This is a genomic window from Arthrobacter sp. zg-Y20, from assembly GCF_030142075.1.
GTDB lineage: Bacteria > Actinomycetota > Actinomycetes > Actinomycetales > Micrococcaceae > Arthrobacter_B.
The window spans coordinates 3,234,188-3,251,972 of record NZ_CP126241.1; the positions used below are offsets into that span (position 1 = coordinate 3,234,188).

General features: G+C 63.4%; 20 protein-coding genes. 8 read left to right on the plus strand and 12 right to left on the minus strand.

Annotation, left to right across the window (positions count from 1 at the left end; translation table 11 throughout):
• Positions 1 to 27: 27 nt before the first annotated feature.
• From hpaD to QNO06_RS15540, 4 genes are read right to left on the minus strand one after another with little or no spacing between them, the layout of a single operon-like run.
• The gene (gene hpaD, locus QNO06_RS15525; protein ID WP_227911937.1) at positions 28 to 1,113 is read right to left on the minus strand and encodes a 3,4-dihydroxyphenylacetate 2,3-dioxygenase; all 1,086 of its coding nucleotides are present in this window, start codon (positions 1,111 to 1,113) and stop codon (positions 28 to 30) included.
• Positions 1,114 to 1,159: 46 nt separating this feature from the next.
• Positions 1,160 to 2,677, minus strand: a complete 1,518-nt coding sequence (gene hpaE, locus QNO06_RS15530; protein ID WP_227911938.1) for a 5-carboxymethyl-2-hydroxymuconate semialdehyde dehydrogenase — start codon at positions 2,675 to 2,677, stop codon at positions 1,160 to 1,162.
• 26 nt (positions 2,678 to 2,703) lie between these two features.
• A complete protein-coding gene (locus QNO06_RS15535; protein WP_227911939.1) occupies positions 2,704 to 3,402 on the minus strand; it encodes a GntR family transcriptional regulator in 699 nt (232 codons plus the stop codon).
• Positions 3,399 to 4,871, minus strand: coding sequence for a fumarylacetoacetate hydrolase family protein (locus QNO06_RS15540; protein ID WP_227911940.1), 1,473 nt, complete (start codon positions 4,869 to 4,871; stop codon positions 3,399 to 3,401). The genes QNO06_RS15535 and QNO06_RS15540 overlap by 4 nt, the downstream gene beginning before the upstream one ends.
• Positions 4,872 to 5,248: 377 nt before the next feature.
• Between QNO06_RS15540 and QNO06_RS15545 the strand changes: the two genes are divergently transcribed.
• Complete coding sequence (locus QNO06_RS15545) at positions 5,249 to 6,136, plus strand: hypothetical protein (RefSeq protein WP_227911941.1); 888 nt, start codon at positions 5,249 to 5,251, stop codon at positions 6,134 to 6,136.
• 90 nt (positions 6,137 to 6,226) lie between these two features.
• Here the strand turns inward: QNO06_RS15545 and QNO06_RS15550 are convergent, their stop codons facing one another.
• The gene (locus QNO06_RS15550; RefSeq protein ID WP_227911942.1) at positions 6,227 to 6,898 is read right to left on the minus strand and encodes a hypothetical protein; all 672 of its coding nucleotides are present in this window, start codon (positions 6,896 to 6,898) and stop codon (positions 6,227 to 6,229) included.
• 79 nt (positions 6,899 to 6,977) lie between these two features.
• Positions 6,978 to 7,103, minus strand: coding sequence for a hypothetical protein (locus QNO06_RS15555; RefSeq protein WP_269437363.1), 126 nt, complete (start codon positions 7,101 to 7,103; stop codon positions 6,978 to 6,980).
• A gap of 406 nt (positions 7,104 to 7,509) precedes the next feature.
• Here QNO06_RS15555 and QNO06_RS15560 point away from each other — a divergent pair, with 406 nt between their 5' ends.
• Positions 7,510 to 8,592: an alkene reductase gene (locus QNO06_RS15560; RefSeq protein ID WP_227911943.1), complete on the plus strand. Its 1,083-nt coding sequence runs from the start codon at positions 7,510 to 7,512 to the stop codon at positions 8,590 to 8,592.
• Between the two features lie 70 nt (positions 8,593 to 8,662).
• On the opposite strand, the gene QNO06_RS15565 is transcribed toward QNO06_RS15560, so the two are convergent.
• The 4 genes from QNO06_RS15565 to QNO06_RS15580 all read right to left on the minus strand — a co-directional run bounded on the left by QNO06_RS15565 (position 8,663) and on the right by QNO06_RS15580 (position 11,468).
• Positions 8,663 to 9,241: a PIN domain-containing protein gene (locus QNO06_RS15565; RefSeq protein WP_227911944.1), complete on the minus strand. Its 579-nt coding sequence runs from the start codon at positions 9,239 to 9,241 to the stop codon at positions 8,663 to 8,665.
• Between the two features lie 15 nt (positions 9,242 to 9,256).
• Positions 9,257 to 9,781, minus strand: coding sequence for a helix-turn-helix domain-containing protein (locus QNO06_RS15570; protein WP_227911945.1), 525 nt, complete (start codon positions 9,779 to 9,781; stop codon positions 9,257 to 9,259).
• Between the two features lie 284 nt (positions 9,782 to 10,065).
• On the minus strand, positions 10,066 to 10,920 hold the full coding sequence (locus QNO06_RS15575; protein ID WP_227911946.1) for an SDR family NAD(P)-dependent oxidoreductase: 855 nt from the start codon (positions 10,918 to 10,920) through the stop codon (positions 10,066 to 10,068).
• Between the two features lie 5 nt (positions 10,921 to 10,925).
• Positions 10,926 to 11,468, minus strand: coding sequence for a YbhB/YbcL family Raf kinase inhibitor-like protein (locus QNO06_RS15580; RefSeq protein ID WP_227911947.1), 543 nt, complete (start codon positions 11,466 to 11,468; stop codon positions 10,926 to 10,928).
• Between the two features lie 85 nt (positions 11,469 to 11,553).
• Between QNO06_RS15580 and QNO06_RS15585 the strand changes: the two genes are divergently transcribed.
• Together QNO06_RS15585 and QNO06_RS15590 are read left to right on the plus strand one after the other, a co-directional pair.
• The gene (locus QNO06_RS15585; protein WP_227911948.1) at positions 11,554 to 12,222 is read left to right on the plus strand and encodes a GntR family transcriptional regulator; all 669 of its coding nucleotides are present in this window, start codon (positions 11,554 to 11,556) and stop codon (positions 12,220 to 12,222) included.
• A 247-nt stretch (positions 12,223 to 12,469) separates the two neighbouring features.
• A complete protein-coding gene (locus tag QNO06_RS15590) occupies positions 12,470 to 13,324 on the plus strand; it encodes an aldo/keto reductase (protein ID WP_227911949.1) in 855 nt (284 codons plus the stop codon).
• A gap of 38 nt (positions 13,325 to 13,362) precedes the next feature.
• Here QNO06_RS15590 and QNO06_RS15595 read toward each other — a convergent pair whose 3' ends face one another.
• On the minus strand, positions 13,363 to 14,508 hold the full coding sequence (locus QNO06_RS15595; RefSeq protein ID WP_227911950.1) for an FAD-dependent oxidoreductase: 1,146 nt from the start codon (positions 14,506 to 14,508) through the stop codon (positions 13,363 to 13,365).
• 173 nt (positions 14,509 to 14,681) lie between these two features.
• On the opposite strand from QNO06_RS15595, the gene QNO06_RS15600 reads away from it, so the two are divergent.
• The 3 genes from QNO06_RS15600 to QNO06_RS15610 are packed head-to-tail and all read left to right on the plus strand — an operon-like array spanning position 14,682 to position 16,320.
• On the plus strand, positions 14,682 to 15,173 hold the full coding sequence (locus QNO06_RS15600) for a MarR family winged helix-turn-helix transcriptional regulator (protein WP_227911951.1): 492 nt from the start codon (positions 14,682 to 14,684) through the stop codon (positions 15,171 to 15,173).
• A 22-nt stretch (positions 15,174 to 15,195) separates the two neighbouring features.
• Positions 15,196 to 15,642: an SRPBCC family protein gene (locus tag QNO06_RS15605; RefSeq protein WP_227911952.1), complete on the plus strand. Its 447-nt coding sequence runs from the start codon at positions 15,196 to 15,198 to the stop codon at positions 15,640 to 15,642.
• A gap of 57 nt (positions 15,643 to 15,699) precedes the next feature.
• The gene (locus QNO06_RS15610; protein WP_227911953.1) at positions 15,700 to 16,320 is read left to right on the plus strand and encodes an MOSC domain-containing protein; all 621 of its coding nucleotides are present in this window, start codon (positions 15,700 to 15,702) and stop codon (positions 16,318 to 16,320) included.
• Positions 16,321 to 16,333: 13 nt separating this feature from the next.
• On the opposite strand, the gene QNO06_RS15615 is transcribed toward QNO06_RS15610, so the two are convergent.
• Complete coding sequence (locus QNO06_RS15615) at positions 16,334 to 16,903, minus strand: DapH/DapD/GlmU-related protein (RefSeq protein WP_227912410.1); 570 nt, start codon at positions 16,901 to 16,903, stop codon at positions 16,334 to 16,336.
• Between the two features lie 159 nt (positions 16,904 to 17,062).
• On the opposite strand from QNO06_RS15615, the gene QNO06_RS15620 reads away from it, so the two are divergent.
• On the plus strand, positions 17,063 to 17,779 hold the full coding sequence (locus QNO06_RS15620; protein ID WP_227911954.1) for an NADPH-dependent F420 reductase: 717 nt from the start codon (positions 17,063 to 17,065) through the stop codon (positions 17,777 to 17,779).
• Positions 17,780 to 17,785 lie beyond the last annotated feature (6 nt).

A 17,785-nucleotide genomic window follows, 5' to 3' on the forward strand; every position in this document is an offset into this window, starting at 1 on the left:
GCGCGCGCCCGCCGTCGTCGTCCCGGGTTAGAGCTGGGAGCCTACCTTGAAGCCCTTTTCCTCGCCCGGTTCGCGGGTGTAGGAGAAGCCGTCGGCGCCGATGGTGACTTCCATTTCGGAGGTCTCCGTGCGGGAGGTCAGCGGCTGCGGGTTGCCGTCCAAATCCAGGACGAGGGAGGCCTCGGTGTACCAGGACGGGACCACGGGGTTGCCCCACCAGTCGCGGCGCTGGTTGTCGTGGACGTCCCAGGTGACGGTGGGGTTGTCCGGGTCGCCGGTGTAGTAGTCCTGCGTGTAGATCTCGATGCGGTGGTCGTCCGGATCCAGGATGTAGAGGTAGAAGGCGTTGGACACGCCGTGCCGGCCGGGGCCGCGTTCGATCCGGTCGGAGATGCGCAGGGCGCCCATCTTGTCGCAGATCTGGATGATGTTGTGCTTTTCGTGCGTGGCGAAGGCCAGGTGGTGCATGCGCGGGCCGTCGCCGCCCGTCAGGGCAGTGTCATGGACGGTCTGCTTGCGGTGCATCCAGGCGGCGTAGGTGACGCCGTCGGAATCCTTGATGTCCTCGGATACCCGGAAGCCCAGATCCTCCAGGTAGGCGCGGCCGCGGGGCACGTCCGGGGTGACCTGGTTGAAGTGGTCCAGGCGCACCAGTTCGCCGGCGGAGTAGAGGTCATAGCGCTGGGTGAGGCGCTCCACGTGCTCGGTCTCAAAGAAGAACTCGTAGGGGAAACCCAGCGGGTCCTCCACGCGCACCGAGTCGCCGATGCCCTTCACGAAGCCGTCGGCCCGGCGCTCCGTGCGGCAGCCCAGTTCCTTGTAATACGCCTCGGCTACGTCCACGTCTTCGGGGGTGCGGACGCGGTAGGCCAGGGCGGCGACGGCGGCCACCGGGCCCTTGCGCAGCACCAGGTTGTGGTGGATGAACTCCTCCAGGGAGCGCAGGTAGATGGCGTCCTCGTCCTCTTCGGTGACATGCAGGCCGAGGACGTCCACGTAGAACTTCCGGGACCGTTCCAGATCCGTGACCACCAGTTCGGTGTAGGCGCAGCGGACAATGTCCGGCGGGGCGATGCTGGGCGTGGGAATGGGGTTGGCAACTTCAAAGCTCATGGGGTTTTGCTCCTTTGCAAAAGGCGGGCGAAGTGTCGGGGACTCTTTAGCCGTCGACCTTGGCGGCGTCGTCGGTCCCGAACTTGGGGGTGTGGACTTTGCCCAGGGTGATGTGCACGGCCTGCTGGTCGGTGTAGAAGTCGATGGAGCGGTAGCCGCCCTCGTGGCCCAGGCCGGAGGCCTTCACGCCGCCGAACGGAGTGCGCAGGTCGCGGACGTTGTGGCTGTTGAGCCAGACCATGCCGGCCTCGGTGTTCTGCGCGAAGTTGTGCGCGCGGGTGAGGTCGGAGGTCCAAATGTAGGCGGCCAGCCCGTACTTGGTGTTGTTGGCCAGTTCCAGCGCTTCGGCTTCGGTGTCGAAGGGGGTGATGGCGACGACGGGGCCGAAGATTTCCTCCTGGAAGATCCGCGCGTCCGGGGCGACGTCGGCGAAGACGGTGGGGGCAATGTAGTTGCCCTCTTCCAGGCCTTCGGGGCGTCCGCCGCCGGCCAGCAGGCGGCCTTCGGTCTTGCCGATCTCCACGTAGGATGCCACCTTCTTGAAGTGTTCGGGGTGCACCAGGGCGCCCACCTGGGTCTTGGGATCGTGCGGGTCGCCGACGACGATGGTCTTGGCGCGGGCGGCGAAGCGTTCACAGAACTCGTCGTAGACCGGGCGTTCCACCAGGATGCGGGAGCCGGCGGTGCAGCGTTCTCCGTTGAGCGAGAAGACGCCGAACAGGGCCGAATCGAGGGCGGTGTCCAGATCCGCGTCGGCGAAGATGACGCAGGGGCTCTTGCCGCCCAGCTCCATGGACATGCCCTTCAGGTTTTCCGCGGCGTTGCGGAAGATCGTCTTGCCGGTGGTGGTTTCGCCGGTGAAGGAGATCAGCGGAACGTCCGGGTGCTTCACCAGTGCGTCACCGGCTTCCTCGCCCAGGCCGTTGACCAGGTTGAATACACCGGCGGGGACGCCGGCGTCGGTGAAGATGTCCGCCCAGAGGGAGGCGGAGAGCGGGGTGAATTCGGCCGGCTTGAGCACCACGGTGTTGCCGGTGGCCAGGGCCGGGGCGAGCTTCCAGGACTCGAGCATAAACGGGGTGTTCCACGGGGTGATCAGCCCGGCCACGCCGATGGGCTTGCGGTTCACGTAGTTGATCTGGGCGCCGGGGACCTTCATGGCGTCGTCGAACTGGGCGACGATGAGGTCCGCGAAGAAGCGGAAGTTCTCTGCGGCGCGCAGCGCCTGGCCCTTGGCCTGGGTGATGGGCAGGCCGGTGTCGAAGGTTTCCATTTCTGCCAGGCGGGACTCCTGGGCTTCGACGGCGTCGGCGATCTTATTGAGGATCCGGGCGCGTTCGCGCGGCTTCATCTTGGGCCACGGGCCGTTCACGAAGGCTTCGCGGGCGGCGGCGACGGCGGCGTCGATGTCTTCCTTCTGCCCGGCGGCGGCGGTGGCGTAGGTCTTGTTGGTAACCGGATCCAAAACGTCGAAGGTGGCGCCGTTGATCGAGTCAACGAACTTGCCGTTGATGAAGTGCTGGATATGGGTGGGCAGGTTCTCCGGGACAAAGTGCGTGCTCATGGATGGTCCTCTTTCGTCGTTTGGCTTTAGATCGGCGACGGCGGCTGGTGGGCCTGCGCCAGGAAGGCGTTGAGCGTGTTGGTGCGGTGCGCGCGGGCGGCGTGCTCGACGTCGGCCGCGGAGGCTTTTGCTTCGATCAGGTCCAGCAGGTTCTCGTGTTCGGCGACGGAATCCTGCGCCCGGTCCGGCACGTACCGGAAGACGGAGGACCGCATCCGATCCAGTCTGTTCCAGCCGCGGTGGACCAGGTCCAGGATGTGCGGGTTCGGGCAGGGCGCGTAGAGCAGGGCGTGGAACTCGGTGTTGAGCTGCGTGAAGCGGACCGGGTCGAAGTTCGCCAGCACCTCGCGCATCTGATCGTTCAGCGTCCGGGCTTTTTGTAGTTCATCGGCTGTGATGCTCGGGGCGGCCAGGGCGGTGGCAGCCCCCTCGATGATGCTGAGGGTCTGCATGGTGTGCAGGTACAGGTCCGGGTCGATGCCGGCCACGGTGGCACCCACGTTGCGTTCAAAGTGGACCAGCCCTTCGGCTTCCAGGCGCCGGATGGCTTCGCGGACGGGGACCACGCTGAAGCCCATCTCGGTGGCGATGGTGCTGAGCACCAGGCGGTAGCCGGGGGTTAGTTCGCCGCCGAGGATGCGGTCCTTCAGCTGGGAATAGGCCTGCTCCGACTTGGAGCCGGTGGCGGTGCTGCTGTTGGCGGCGCTCATGGGTTCTTTAGTCATACTTGTTCCGCTGCCCAGGCCTCGTACTTTTCCTTCCAGGCGGAGTTCATCGGGTACAGCCCGTCCACGCCGTGCCCGGCCTTCACCATTTCGGCGATGAACTCTTCCTGGTGTTCCTGCTTCATGCACGCCTCCACCAGCTCCTCGGCGATGGCCGGCGGGATGACCAGGATGCCGTCGTCGTCGGCCGCAATGATGTCGCCGGGCTGCACGGTGGCGCCGCCGCAGGCGATGGTGATGTCGGTGTCCCAGGGGACGTGCTTCCGGCCGAGGACGGCGGGGTGCGGGTTGGCGCAGTAGACGGGCAGGTCGATGCCGGCGACGGTGGAGTAGTCGCGCACGCCGCCGTCGGTGATGATGGCGGCGGCGCCGTTGTGCTTGGCGCGCAAGGCGAGGATGTCACCCAGGGTGCCGGTGCCCTTTTCGCCGCGGGCTTCCATGACCAGGATTTCGCCCTCGCCCACGGAGTCGATGGCGCGTTTCTGTGCGTTGTAGCCGCCGCCGTGGGAGCGAAAGAGGTCCTCGCGGTTAGGCACGAAGCGCAGGGTGCGGGCGGTGCCCACCACCTTACGGCCGGTGCGGGTGCCGGTGAGGCCATCGATGGAGACGTTGTTCAGGCCGCGGGCGCGCATCTGGGAGGACAGGGTGGCGGTGGCAACGGATTCGAGTTTGGCCCGAAGCTCCGGAGTGAGTGTTTTTGCCTGTTGCGCGTGGGGGGCGAGGCCGGCCTTTTCCGCGGAGCCCCAGGCTTCTTCGCGCTGCTTGTCGTCGATCTTGGGCTGCGCGCCGAAGGGTGCCAGCGGCGTCGTGCCGTCGGTGACGGTGGTGGCGAGCCGGCCGGTGGTCTGATCGGTGCCGGGGACGTCGACTTCGACTTCGAGCCGGTCGCCGGGGACGGCCACGGAGGCACCGGCGGGGGTGCCGGTGAGGATCAGGTCGCCCGGTTCCAGGGTGAGCAGCTGGGACAGGTCGGCCACCAGCTGAGCGAAGGGGAAGATCAGGTCCGCGGTGGTGTCCTCCTGCGCGAGGTCGCCGTTGACCCAGGTGCGGATGCGCAGGTTGGCCGGGTCGACGTCGGTCGCGTTGAGGATGGCGGGGCCGACGGGGGTGAAGCCGTCGCCGCCCTTGGAGCGGAGGTTGGAGCCTTTGTCTGCCCAGCGCAGGTCGTAGACGCCAAGGTCATTGCTGGCGGTCACTCCCCCGACATAGTTCCAGGCGTCCTCGATGCTCACACGGCGGGCGGTTTTCCCGATGATAAGGGCGATTTCGCCTTCGAAGCCGAGCAGTTCGCAGCCGGCCGGGCGTTCCACGCTGCCGCCGGTCAGGGCTAGGGACGAGCTGGGCTTGAGGAAGTAGGAGGGCTGTTCCGGGGTGCGTCCGCGTTCTGCTGCCCGTGAGGGGTAGTTGATGTGGACGGCGATGACCTTGCCGGCCTGCTGAAGCGTGTCCGTGGTGGCGTCGTTGCCCATGTCTCTCCTAGATCAAGTACGAAATCGTATATGATCAGGCTTACATGTGGTGTGGGTCACGTCAAGGGGAAGTGTTGTCGCTAGAGTGGTCTATAGAAACGGAGTGCTGCCGAATACCCCCCACGTACTACTTCATTTATTCCAGGACTTCCGTCTAGGCAAGGCATCACAGGCATGACTTGAGTGGATCCAGCTAAATATTCGGCGTAAAGCACCAGAGCCAGCATTCATCGGGGTGATGACGCCAGGCGATGAGCAGGTCGCGGATGATTATTTCTCCCCCAAAATCCATCCAGAACTTCGTTTGCCGCATATGAGGACCTAAATTATGATGTCTACTAATACATTGTGGAACTACAACACCTCTTAGGGTCGTGATGATCAACGCACTTGAAGGCTTTCGAGACGTCAAGGCGTCCCTAGCATCTGGCGCCCTCGTCCTCATCGGTATCTGGATACTATTTGCGGGACATTTCTCCAGTCCCGGCGGCGATGGTTCCCTCTGGGCCGATATTCAACAGGGAATCTCCTTTGTCGGCATGCCTGCAGCTATTGCCGGGGCGACCTTTTTGGCATATTTGGTCGGTATCATATTCTCATTCGATCGCTTATTATTCATGCTTCTCGATCGCACGTATTCTAATTTTTCGTCACTGAGTGTCGATTCTCAAGCGCGACTGGAGCAGAAAGTAAGAGCAGAACTTGATGAACTAACTTTTGAGTTCGATAAAACGTATGAGTATCTCAGTAACGCGACTGGGCTAAGTGGAGAGGTTACAACAGAGGACAAGAGGAAACTGCTTCGCGAGTGGGGCGAAGATCACCCACCGGAGGTTTGGGCCAACGGCACGTCTGAGGTAATTCGCGACCGGTTCTTGCGACATTTCCTCGATGAAATGAAGGGATCCATGGATCTCGTGGCTTTGAATCTACATAGCGCAAACGCTGTGTCCGCAGATCGGTACGAAAAGGCGTCCTCGGAAGCTTCATTCCGTGGAGCCATTGCATTTCCTATCCTTTTCGTTGCGGTAGCGATATCTATTCGCTTAAGTGCAGAACATCTCTATTTGTCTACCGTAGGAGTTCTAGGTATCGGCCTCGTGGCCGTAATAGCTATAGTTGGCCGTGCCAGAGAAAAAAGGGTAGAAGCTGCTGAAGAACTCGCCAAGGCGGTTTCGTCTGGACTTGTACCTCCCCCCGGATGCGCCGAGCTTAGACGTCGCCTAGAGGAAAAGAAGTCGCTTGGTCTTGGTCTCGGGATATAGGCTTATCGTTTCCCGGCGTGTTCCCCTCAGAACATAGGGATCGCCGCACAACCAGCAACACTGTGAGTTGCAGTGCGAACTATGAAATCGTCAGAACTGACCGAGTCGATGCAATCGCAACTGCGGAACCTCCCCGCTGGCGCTGTCCCACTCTACGAGGTAGCCGAGTTCACGCAACGCTTCTGCTGCCGCCTCTGGGTTGTCTTGAGTCGCAGCTTTTAGCTGTGTTTCCCTCCAAAGCGTACGACCTTCTGTAAGTGCGTCCTGCCACGTAGACGCAGAGTCAACGGCCAATTCGGTAGCTAAGAATTCAAGAACATCCTCAAGACAAGGACGAAATCTAGGACCACCGACAGGCAAGTGAAGTTGTGACGGTGTTCCGTGTCCATCGCCGTGGCCTCGTTTCCGTCTCTGCTTCGTCTTCCTATTATTTCCGGCTACCTTGAGCGCCGTAGCCGCTGCTTCAGTATCCATACGGAAGTTGATATGAGCTCCCGGAGTTTTACGAGGACGCCGCAAGTAGTCGTACCGGATCAGAGGCATGCCCTGGTCAACGACAAAGACATTGAATGTGCTGCGATCAACTGCTAAGTACTTTCGCGATTCGCTCAGCTCGCAGTGGTAAGTGACGCTCAATCGAAAGCGGGGCTGCCCATCGACGTTTAGGACCAGACCTCCCGGATCGATCGTTCTAGCGACGATCTTCCTGTCGGCCGCGTCGACCTTGAGGGTGTCTTCCGCGGTGCCGAGGAACTCTTTCAAAGTGTGATTTATGCGTGAAGCAAATTCCTCGGCTTGCCGCTGCGTCTCAAGACGTTGTTCGCGGAGCCTTTGGGCAGGACTAGACACCGAGCAAGTAGTCAATGTCTGACACGGCCTCATAGACACCGAATTCCTTGACGCCAAGGCAACTGGATTCGACCTGGGCGGTCAGTTCCTCCATGGTGATGCCAATTGACCTGAGCAACTCCTCCCGCTCTGCCTTTAGCTGTTCCGATGTCTTGAACTCGACGGCTACAGCAGTCATCTTGTGCCCCTATCCAGTGCCGATGTGTGACTGTGGGTCAAGTATTGCACCCCGCGCGGACATTTTGGAGAGACAGAATTGGCGTGTTCCGCTGCTCAGACTCTGCCGCCCAGCAGCAGACAATGACCAGTTGCCGGCTGTCCTATACCCCGAGGCGTCCCGCATGGCCACACCCTTCCTCTCATCTCGTCACGTTGGTGCCCTGCGATAGCTCACGATGCGCGGGCCAGGCTGATGTGACCCGCCCCGGGTCACGGAATAGATGCGGCCTTTCCACACGTTGACGCTGCATGAACCCCAGCTCAGGACACCTCCTTCTGAGCCGAGCAACCGAAGGAACCCCCACTTGAAACTCTTCACCCCCCTCACCGTCGGCACCATGGAACTGCCCAACCGCCTCGTCATGGCACCGATGTCCCGCGTACGCGCCGACCGCAACGGCGTGCCCACCGACATCATGGTCGAGCACTACCGCCAGCGCGCCTCCATGGGCCTGATCATCACTGACGGCATCTACCCCTCCTTCACCGGCCAGGGCAACGCCCTGATGCCCGGCCTGGTCACCGAGGAACACGTCGCCGGCTGGAAGCGCGTCACCGACGCCGTCCACGCCGCCGGCGGCCGGATCGTCGCCCAGCTGATGCACTCCGGACGCGTCGCGCACGAAAACATCAACGGCGGACGCCCCGTCGTCGCCCCCAGCGCCATCGCCGTCGAAGGCATGGCACACACCTACGACGGCAAGCAGCCCTTCCCGGTGCCGCACGCCCTCACCGAAGCCGAACTCCCCGGCATCGTGCAGGACTTCGTGTCCGCAGCACAGAACGCAATGAAGGCAGGGTTCGACGGCGTCGAGCTGCACGGTGCCAACGGGTACCTGCTGCAGGAATTCCTCTCGCCCGTCTCCAACACCCGCACCGACAACTACGGCGGCTCCCCCGAGAACCGGGCCCGCCTGGTCATCGAGGCCTTCCGTGCCGTGGCCGAGGCCGTCGGCGCTGAGCACACCGGCATCCGCATCTCCCCGGAACACAACATCCAGGGTGTGCTGGAAACCGACCGCGCCGACGTGACCGCCACCTACACCGCCCTGGTGGACGGCATCGCCGATCTGAAGCCGGCCTACCTGTCCATCCTGCACGCGGATCCGGCCGACGCAATGATCCAGGACCTGCGCCACCGCTTCGGCGGCCCGGTGCTGATGAACACCGGCTTCGGCACGGTCACCAGCCGCGAGGACGCCATCATGCTGCTGGAGGAGAACCTGGCCGACGCCGCCGTCGTCGGCCGTCCGGTCATCGCCAACCCGGACCTTGCCCGCCGCTGGCAGGAGGACCACCCGCTGAACGAGATCGACCAGGCCACCGTCTACACCGACGGCGCCGCCGGCTACACGGACTACCCGTTGCTGGCTCCGGCCGCTTCCTAGCTCGAACGAACGACGACGGCAGGCCTTCCGCATGATGCGGGAGGCCTGCCGTCCCTTAACGGGGATGTTTCTAAAGCAGCCCTCTAAGTAGGTTGGTCGTTGCGTCCAAGGAGTATGTCTTTGCCAGTTCGTCAAGAATGTCCGCTGGCGTCTGCTTGGTTCCTTTTCGTCCCGAGCGCTCAGACATTGCACGGACCGCAGCCAGTCCAAGCTCAAGGTGGACCGAGACGGTTTCGTAAGCGAAATCTTGAACGCCAGTGATCTGAATTCCATCAGGAACCTTATCGGACGGGAAATCTCGGAAATTATCAGTAACGATACATCCGGCCCCTCCGACTACCGCCGCGGCTAACACGTGCTCATCGTCAGGGTCCGGCAGTCCATAGGTCCCCTCCCAGCCTTCCCAACCCGTCACGATCGAATCAGCGAAGTGGTTACGCATTTGCTCGGCAAGATGGCGGGCTTTGGCTTCCGCGGCCGGCTGGCTGTCGCCTCGCTTTATGCGCTTCCGTTCTTCGTTGACCTCCACCTCAGCGAGAATCGCTTCACTGAAAATGAACCGGTAGGAGCCCTCGAAAGCCAGCGACAATAAGAAGTCGCGCAGCGTGCTCGGCCACAGCACGCAGCTGTCCAGGAGGGCGGTAAACATGCCCGTATTCTGGCACTACTTAGGAGCGCGCTGGCGGCGGCGTGCCGCTTCCTTCTTTGCTTCTTTCATGTCTTCGACGACGCTAGCCGGATTCTCATCTTCAATCTCGCCCAGGGAATCGAGGGCCGCGTACTGCTCTGCCTTGCGGACTTCCTTGAAGTCCAGGACGTCTTCAAGCTTGACGCGTCGGTGCGTACCTGGCTTTTCGTACGGGATTTTTCCGGTATCCAGGAGACGGACGAGAGTGGGACGGGTCACGCCCAAAAGTTCGGCGGCTTGCTGGGTGGTCAGCGTCATTGATCGAGGAGTGAGGGTTACCGCTTGGCCCTTGCGCATGGCATCCACGGCCTTAACCAAGACTTCGTAGATTTCATAGGGGAGTTCAACCTGATCGCCCTCGCCGGCGCCAGACAGGAAGAACTGCGGCTTGGGCTTTGCCCCGTTCTTCTGCGCATGCGCCTCAATGAAGTTGTAGAGTTTCCCCGTTTCGGGAGCTTCGGGAGCGAAGAAGGTCTCCTTGGCTGCGGCGTTCGGACTCATCCCTATCTCACTTCTCTGTGTTTTCGTTTTTTTCGTTTTACCGTTTTTTGAATCCTAGCGCCAGGACCCTCGCGCGTCCAGTCCACACTGCCCCACCTTGTTCCACCCTTTTTCAGGCAGCACCATCTTCGCGGTTCCACCAGCCGAGGTGACGAGGTTTGGGGTGGGCTGCCGCTGTGGCGGCGTTGAGTTGCCGCCGCTGGCTTACTGAGTCCGCGGAGTCTACTCCCGGCATGCGGGACACGGCGGGCCCTCCAGAGTATGGAGGGCCCGCCGTCGTCGTGTCAGTCAGCCGTAAGTTCGTTGCTGATTTCCCATAGCTCCGTGCGGAGCTCTGACCGGTACGCATCGGGGTGGGCGTGCGTTTCGGTCCACCGGTCAAAAAACCGTCCTGTAATGTGCGCGAGCTCAGGGGCAAAGGCCAGCCGCAGTATGGACCGCACACCGGTATCCAAACTGTCGATGCTGAGTTCCGGCGAATCGAGCATCTTTGTCGGCATGTAGGTGCCGGGATGGACGCTGTTAACGGTGAGGACTCCGGGGTCGTAACGTTCTGCCAGCTCCATTCCCGCCATAACCAGGGCCAGTTTCGACACTGAGTAGGCGCGCTGTCGCGTGTATCCGTGAGCCATCGCCAGGTCGTCGAAGTCGAGAGAGGCCTGACTGAGAGAAGCCACGTTGACCACACGGGCCGGCGCACCCGCCCGCAGCGCACCCGCCCGCAATAGGGGCATCAGGCGCTTTGTCAGCAGGAAGGGTGCAAGGTGGTTGACCGCGAAACACAGTTCGTGGCCGTCCGCACTGAGCTGGCGGGCGTGGCCGGAGCTCACGCCGGCATTGTTTACTAGAACGGATATGTCATCGGTCAGGCCGCGGATCCTGTCAGCGAGCCGGGCCACCTGTGCCAGCTCCGCGAAATCGGCCTGCACCGTGGTGATGTCCGCCGCGCCGCCGGTCAGCTCCTTTTCCAGCTTTTCCAGCCGCTCCGGGCTTCGACCGTGAAGGACCAATCGAATCCCGCTGTGGCCGGACAGTTCGAACGCCAGCGCCTTGCCGAGTCCGTCTGTGGCGCCAGTGATAACGATTGTGGGCGTACCTCCCCGATCATTCCGAGGCAGGTGTACTCCGTTTATCGCCATCGCGATCAGACCGCCGGCGTCTCGGCGGTTCCCACAAGCCAGGCGCGGCCGACCGTGTGTTCGGCCATCAGAAAGCCCAGGGTTGCCGGGGTGGCATCGGCTAGGACCTCGATTGCGTCGATGTCGAGGGCCGTTACCGTGATGAAGTAGCGGTGTCGTCCATGGCCGGCGGGCGGCGCGGCGCCGATGAACCGAGCTGCACGCGCATCATTGGGAAGCTGCACGGCGACTTCGGGCAGGCGCGATCCGTCGTCGTCGCCGGCGCCTTCCGGGATGCTTGTTGAACTGGCAGGAATATTGGCCACTGCCCAGTGCCAGAACCCGGACCCAGTGGGCGCGTCCGGGTCATAGACAGTGACCGCGTAGCTCTTGGTTTCTGCAGGTGCGCCCGACCAGGAAAGCTGCGGAGATGCATCGAGGCCCCCCGGCACTCCGGACATGCCCGACCACTGCGCGAGAGCCAGCGGCTGCCCGTCGCTGACGTTCTCGCTGGTGAGTGGAAAGGTCGGAACTTCCGGCAGTCGGGAGAATGGGTTGTTTTCAGTCATGGTGTTCCTGTCCGCGATTGGCGTGTTTGGCTATCGATTATTACGTTAATAATCGATTATGTGCAAGGAGCTCTATGATGGGGAGATGACACCCACCGCCGACGCCAAGCGCCAAGCGCCCTCCGAACGCGTCTACTCGCTCTTACGGGCAGCGGTGCTGCACGGAGCCGTTCGGCCCGGGCAGCCACTCCGCCCCCAGGAGTTGGCCGACCAGCACGGCGTGAGCCTCGCCGTCGCCCGGGAGTCGCTATTGCGGCTTGTCGGCGAGGGTTTGGCCGAGCGGCTGCCGAACCGCGGTTTCGCGGTCCCCACCGTCGGCGATGACCGGTGGCAGCAACTGGCGCAGGCCAGAGCAATTTTCGAGCCCGCGATGCTGCGCATGTCTACCGAGCGGGGAGATCTGGAGTGGGAGGCCCGGGTACGGGCGGCCCATCATCGGCTCTCCGGCACGCCTCCGTATGAGCACGAGGGTGACGCTTATTTCTCGGATGCCTGGGCGGCTGCGCACCATGATTTCCACCGCACACTGCTGGACGCCTGCGGCAACGAGGTGTTGATGGAAACCTTCGATCGCATGTGGACCGCCACTGAGCTCGCCCGGCGCTGGTCGGCCGCAATTGCACCGCACCGCGACGGAGCCGGCGAGCACCGCGCGCTCGAAGAGGCAGCACTGGCGCGGGAGGCCGAGAAGGCAGCCGACTTGCTCACCCGGCACCTGACCGGCACCGCTACCGCGCTCTCGACGCCACGCTGACGCGGGAGGGGGATCCTGTGCCGTCATGGTGCGCTCCTTATGCCCGGCCCGCCCCTTCCCAGGCAAGCACTCCGCCGCGACGCCCGCCAGCAGCCGGAAAAACTTGCCGCCGGCCGGGTCCATCCGGCCCGTGCCGGAATACGCTCAGATGAGCCGCGTCCCGCCTCAATGCGCGTTCCCTTCCCCGCAGACTACGGGACCATGGCAGGCAAGAGCGTGTTCCGCTGATCGGTGAGGAGCAGGAACCATGGTCCTGGATGACACGTACACCTTGGCCAACGGCCGGCCCATTCCGAAGCTGGGTCTGGGCACCTGGTTTATTGACGACGACGCCGCGGCGCAAGCGGTCCGGGACGCCGTCGAGATCGGCTACCGGAACATTGACACCGCGCAGGCCTACGGCAACGAGCACGGGGTGGGCGAGGGCGTGCGCACGGGCGGGGTTCCCCGCGGTGAGCTGTTTGTCTCCAGCAAGCTGGCCGCCGAGATCAAGGACTACGACGGCGCCGTGGCCGCCATTGACGGGTCCCTTGCCACCATGGGCCTGGAGTATCTGGACCTGATGCTGATCCACAGCCCCCAGCCCTGGAACGACTGGCGCGGCGGCACCTACGCCGAAGGCAACCGGCAGGCCTGGCGGGCGCTGGAGGAAGCCCAGCAGGCGGGCAAGCTCCGCTCCATCGGCGTCTCCAACTTCGAACAGTCGGACCTGGAGAACATCATCGAGGTCTGCACGGTGGCCCCGCAGGTGAACCAGGTGCTGTTCCATGTGGGCAATACCCCGGATGACCTCCTCTCCTACTGCACCGGGCAGGGCGTCCTCATTGAGGCCTACTCCCCCATTGCGCACGGAGAGATCCTGGAGAACACCGACGTCGCCGACATGGCAGCGCGCTACTCGGTGACCGTTCCGCAGCTGTGCATCCGCTACGCCCTGCAGCTGGGCACGGTCCCGCTGCCGAAGACGGCCAATCCGGACCATATGCGGGAGAACGCCCAGGTGGACTTCACCATTTCCGACGAGGACATCAGCGCCCTGTGGCGCCTGCGCATCAGCGACTACGGCAGGTCCAGCCGGTTCCCGGTTTTCAGCGGCAAATAGTATGACAGCTCTGAAATGGCCGCCGCCAGCTGCTCCGGTCAGTCGTGGTACTCGCGGCCGTAGGTTTTGACGCCCTCCATCATGTTCCGCAGGGTGGCGGGCGCGTTGTAGCCGAAGGTGCTCTCGAAGGACTGGTAGCCCTCCTCGGATGACGCGGCGCTGCGCGGCAGCATCTCCTCGGCGAACGTATCGAACGCGGCATCGACGTCATCCGGTGAGGCTGCAATCAGCCTGCCCAGTTCCGCGCCGTCGTAGAGGGCCCAGTTCGCGCCGTCGCCGTCCGGCGGTGTCAGGTGCGCGGCGTCGCCGACGAGCATCACTCCAGGTATCCGGTCCCAGGTGTGGCCGAGCGGGAGGCCCCAGATCGGACGGATGACGGGGTCCGCATCGCCGGCAGTCAGCAGCTGCCGGAGTTCGGGCGACCATCCTTCGCCGAGCTGGTCGGCAATAACCTGCAGTGCCTGGGCACGGTCTGTGGTGTCGAGCGTTTCCGCCCAGGACAGCGGCTTCTTGAGCACGGCATAACTGTGGATGATGTCGTTCGCTTCGCGGTGCCCGAAGATCCCCCGGCCGGGCTGCATCGCAAGCATCGCGCCCCGGCCGACGAGTTGCGCGCTGTCCGGGTGGCGGGCTTCGACGTCGTGTAGGAACGTCTCTGCCCAGAGGGTGCCGAGATATTCCGGGGCTGCGCCGTTGAGGTAGGACCGGACCCGTGACCAGGCGCCGTCCGCGCCGACGAGGATATCCGCGTCGACCGATGAACCGTTGGCGAAGACGACGGTGTGGCTGGTACCGCTGCCATGGATCGAGGCGACCTTGTGACCCCACTGGATGGCACCGTCCGGCAGCGACTCCACCAGGATGCGGCGCAACTCGCCGCGCAGTACCTCGGGGTTGGTCAGTTCCCCATCGTCGGGGATCTCGCCCACGAGCTCCCCGTCAGAGTCGAGGAACCGCATGGCCTCTGCCCCCATGTTGATGATTGAACGGAATTCATCCATGAGCTGGCACTGCTCGAGGGCGGCTTGGCCGTTGAAGTCGTGAATGTCGAGCTGGCCACCCTGCGTACGTGCGTTTATCGAGGGTTCCCCCTCGTACACGGCCGCGGGGATGCCGTTGAGGTGCAGGACGCGTGCGAGCGTCAATCCTGCGAGGCCGGCTCCAATGATGACAATGGGCTTCATGATCGATCTCCTTCGTTGGAACGAGGAGACCGTCTGCGGGCCCCTCAAGTTGTGCTGTTGCAAAATGATTATGCAACAAAACTATTTGTTTGCAAAGAGAGTTTTGCCATGACGCAAAATTATTTTGCGAATAAACTATGGGCACCAACGATCCAGGAAGTGAGTGTGCAGCGATGGCAGATGTTGCCGGACCCCCGACCCAGCGGAAACAGATCATCGCCAGCCTCCTGGCCTTCACGGCGGCGCAGAACGAACTCGTCCGCCTGTTCGCACGCAGTAACCACATGCATTCCACCGACGCCGCGGCGGTTGTGCAGATCATTGAACACGAAGACCAGGACCGGCCGCTCACCCCCGCCGGTCTTGCGGCGCGCATCGGGCTGTCCCCGGGCGCGACGTCGATCCTGCTGGCACGCCTGGAGGAGGCGGGCTTCATCAGCCGGACACGGGAGCACACCGACCGGCGCGTCGTGACGCTGCGCTCCACAAAGTCGATCAACGACGCCGCCGACGCCTTTTTCCAACCCTTAGCCCAGGAGCTCGACGCTGCCCTAGCGGTGTTCGCGCCTGACGAGATCGACGTCGTGAACCGTGCTGCCGACGAATTGCGATCCGTGCTCGAGAGCTACGTCCGCGCTACTGCGGGTGAGATGGAAGCGAGTTAGCCCAGGGCTGCATACTCGAACCATGACCGTTTACTTTGAGTGCACCACTCGGACAGCTCTGCCGATCCAGGAGCTGTTCGACCGGGCCCGGAGTATTGACGTCCACAAGGATTCGATGGCGCGGTCCCGCGAAGAGGCGGTCGGGGGCGTAACGTCCGGCCTCATCTCCAAGGGCGAGGAAGTCACCTGGCGGGCCTGGCACTTCGGAGTTCCGTTGCGGATGACGAGCCGGGTCACGGAGATGGAGCCGCCGGACCGCTTCGTCGATGAGCAGATCCGAGGCCCGTTCCGGCGGTTCCGGCACGTCCACGATTTCAGCGAGGATGCCGCCGGCACCACCATGGTTGACCGGATCGAGTTCGAGGCACCGTTCGGCGTCGTCGGGCGGGCAGTGGAGAAACTGGTGCTGGCGCGCTACCTGAAGAAGCTCATTGAGGGACGCAATCGGCATCTGGCCGCGGATTTCTAGTCCATACCCTCTGCAGAATATGGAGGCACCGTGCCGAATCATGGAATGATCCATCACATGACGTCCAGCAGCACTCCAGCGGCCGCGAACAAACCTGTCAGCCAAGAGAGTGAAGCTGCGGGCAGCGCCTCAACAACGGATTCGAGGGTGCTCTCCGTCAGCCGAAGCAGCAAGCACAACTTCAGCAAGGACCGGGTGGAATCGGTTCTGCTGGTGGAAGGGCTGGGCGTTGATGGAGACGCGCACTCCGGCACCACTGTGCAGCATGTGTTTCGAAAGCGGTTCCACCCCACGGAGCCCAACCTGCGGCAGGTGCACCTGATCCATGCGGAACTGTTCGATGAACTGGCGCAGGACGGCTTCGAGGTGCGTCCCGGCGACCTCGGGGAAAACATCACCACCCGCGGCATCGATCTCCTGAACCTGCCCGCGGGAACACTCCTGCGCATAGGGCCCGACGCCGTCGTTCAGGTTACCGGCCTGCGGAATCCCTGCCGGCAGATTGACCGATTCCAGACCGGGCTGCTTAAAGCGGTGCTGCCCCGCGACAGCGAAGGAAAAGTGGTGCGCAAGACGGGAATCATGGGCATCGTACTGACCGGCGGGCTGGTGAGCATCGACGACGGGATCCGCGCCGAGGTGCCTGCCGGGCCGCAACGCCGGCTCAAATGCGTCTGATTCTGATCCGGGCTTAGTCCCCGAGCGTCCGGATTACGCGTGCGGGTGATCCCACCGCCAGGGACCGCGCCGGAACATCCTTGGTGACGACGGCGCCGGCGGCCACCACGGAATCGTCGCCGACGCTCACCCCCGGGAGCACCGTGACGTTGGACCCGAGCCAGACGTTCCGGCCCAGCGTGACCGGTGCCGGATGCATATCCGCCCGCCGGTCCGGCGCCAGATCGTGGTTCAGCGTCGCCAGGACCACGTTGTGGCCGATCAGGCAATCATCGCCAATGCTGATCCCGCCCTGGTCCTGGAACCGGCAGCCGGCATTGATGAAGACCCGTTTGCCCAGGGCGATGTTGCGGCCGAAATCGGAGGAGAACGGCGGGAACAGGGACACGGACTCATCCACCGGTTTCCCGGTGAGCCGGGTCAGCAATTCCCGCACCCGGGCCGGTTCGTGATACCCGCTGTTGAGTTCGCCGGTGATCTGCAGGGCCACCTGACTGGTGTGGTGCATGGCCCCATGCAGGGGCGAACCGGCGGTAATCGTTTCGCCGGCGTTCAGCGCCGCCAGCAGGTCATCGAGTTCCAGTTCCATGGGAGTCCTTGTCCGTTCAGGTGCCTGTCCGGTCTTCAGTTCCGAGGGCCCCGCCGCCCGGGGAATTCCTCTACGGCAGGAGCGGTTTCTTTCCATAGAGAGGCCGCAGGACACCGCGGTCCGTCCAGCTGAACACTATCGAAGGAATATGTAATGCCGACACTGGGAATCATCGGAAGCGGAAACATCGGATCGGCCGTCGCCCGGCTCGCGGTTGCCGCGGGAATGAACGTGGTGATCGCCAATTCGCGCGGACCTGAAACGCTCTCAGACCTGGTCACCGAGCTCGGGCCGCTGGCCACGGCCGGAACGGTGGAGGATGCCGCGAAACTCGGCGACGCCGTCGTACTGTCCATTCCGCTCAAAGCGGTTTCCGAGCTTCCGGCCGGCTTGCTGGACGGGAAAATCGTCCTGGACACCAGCAATTACTACCCGTCCCGGGACGGGCGCATCGCCGCACTCGATGACCGCACCGTCACCACCAGTGAACTGGTGCAGAGCTGGCTTCCCGGAGCGCAGTACGTCAAGGCGTTCAATAACATCCTGGCGCATCACATTCCGCTTCTTGCCCGCCCCAGCGGTGCCGCGGACCGCTCCGCCCTGCCCATCGCCTCCGACGACGGTGCGGCCAAGGCAGAGGCGGCGGCGCTCATCGACGGGCTGGGCTACGACGCCGTGGACGCCGGCACCCTTGCCGAAAGCTGGCGGTTTGAGCCGGACTCCGCGGGCTATACCCGCCTCTACCTCGCGGATCCCAGCACACCCGATGACCAGCTGATGAGCTCGGTTCCCGGCACGACCCCCGCGGAGAAGGTCCGGTCCGCGCTGGCGTCGGCCGCCCGCGTGAACGTGGCCGAACGCGTCTTCTAAGCTGCT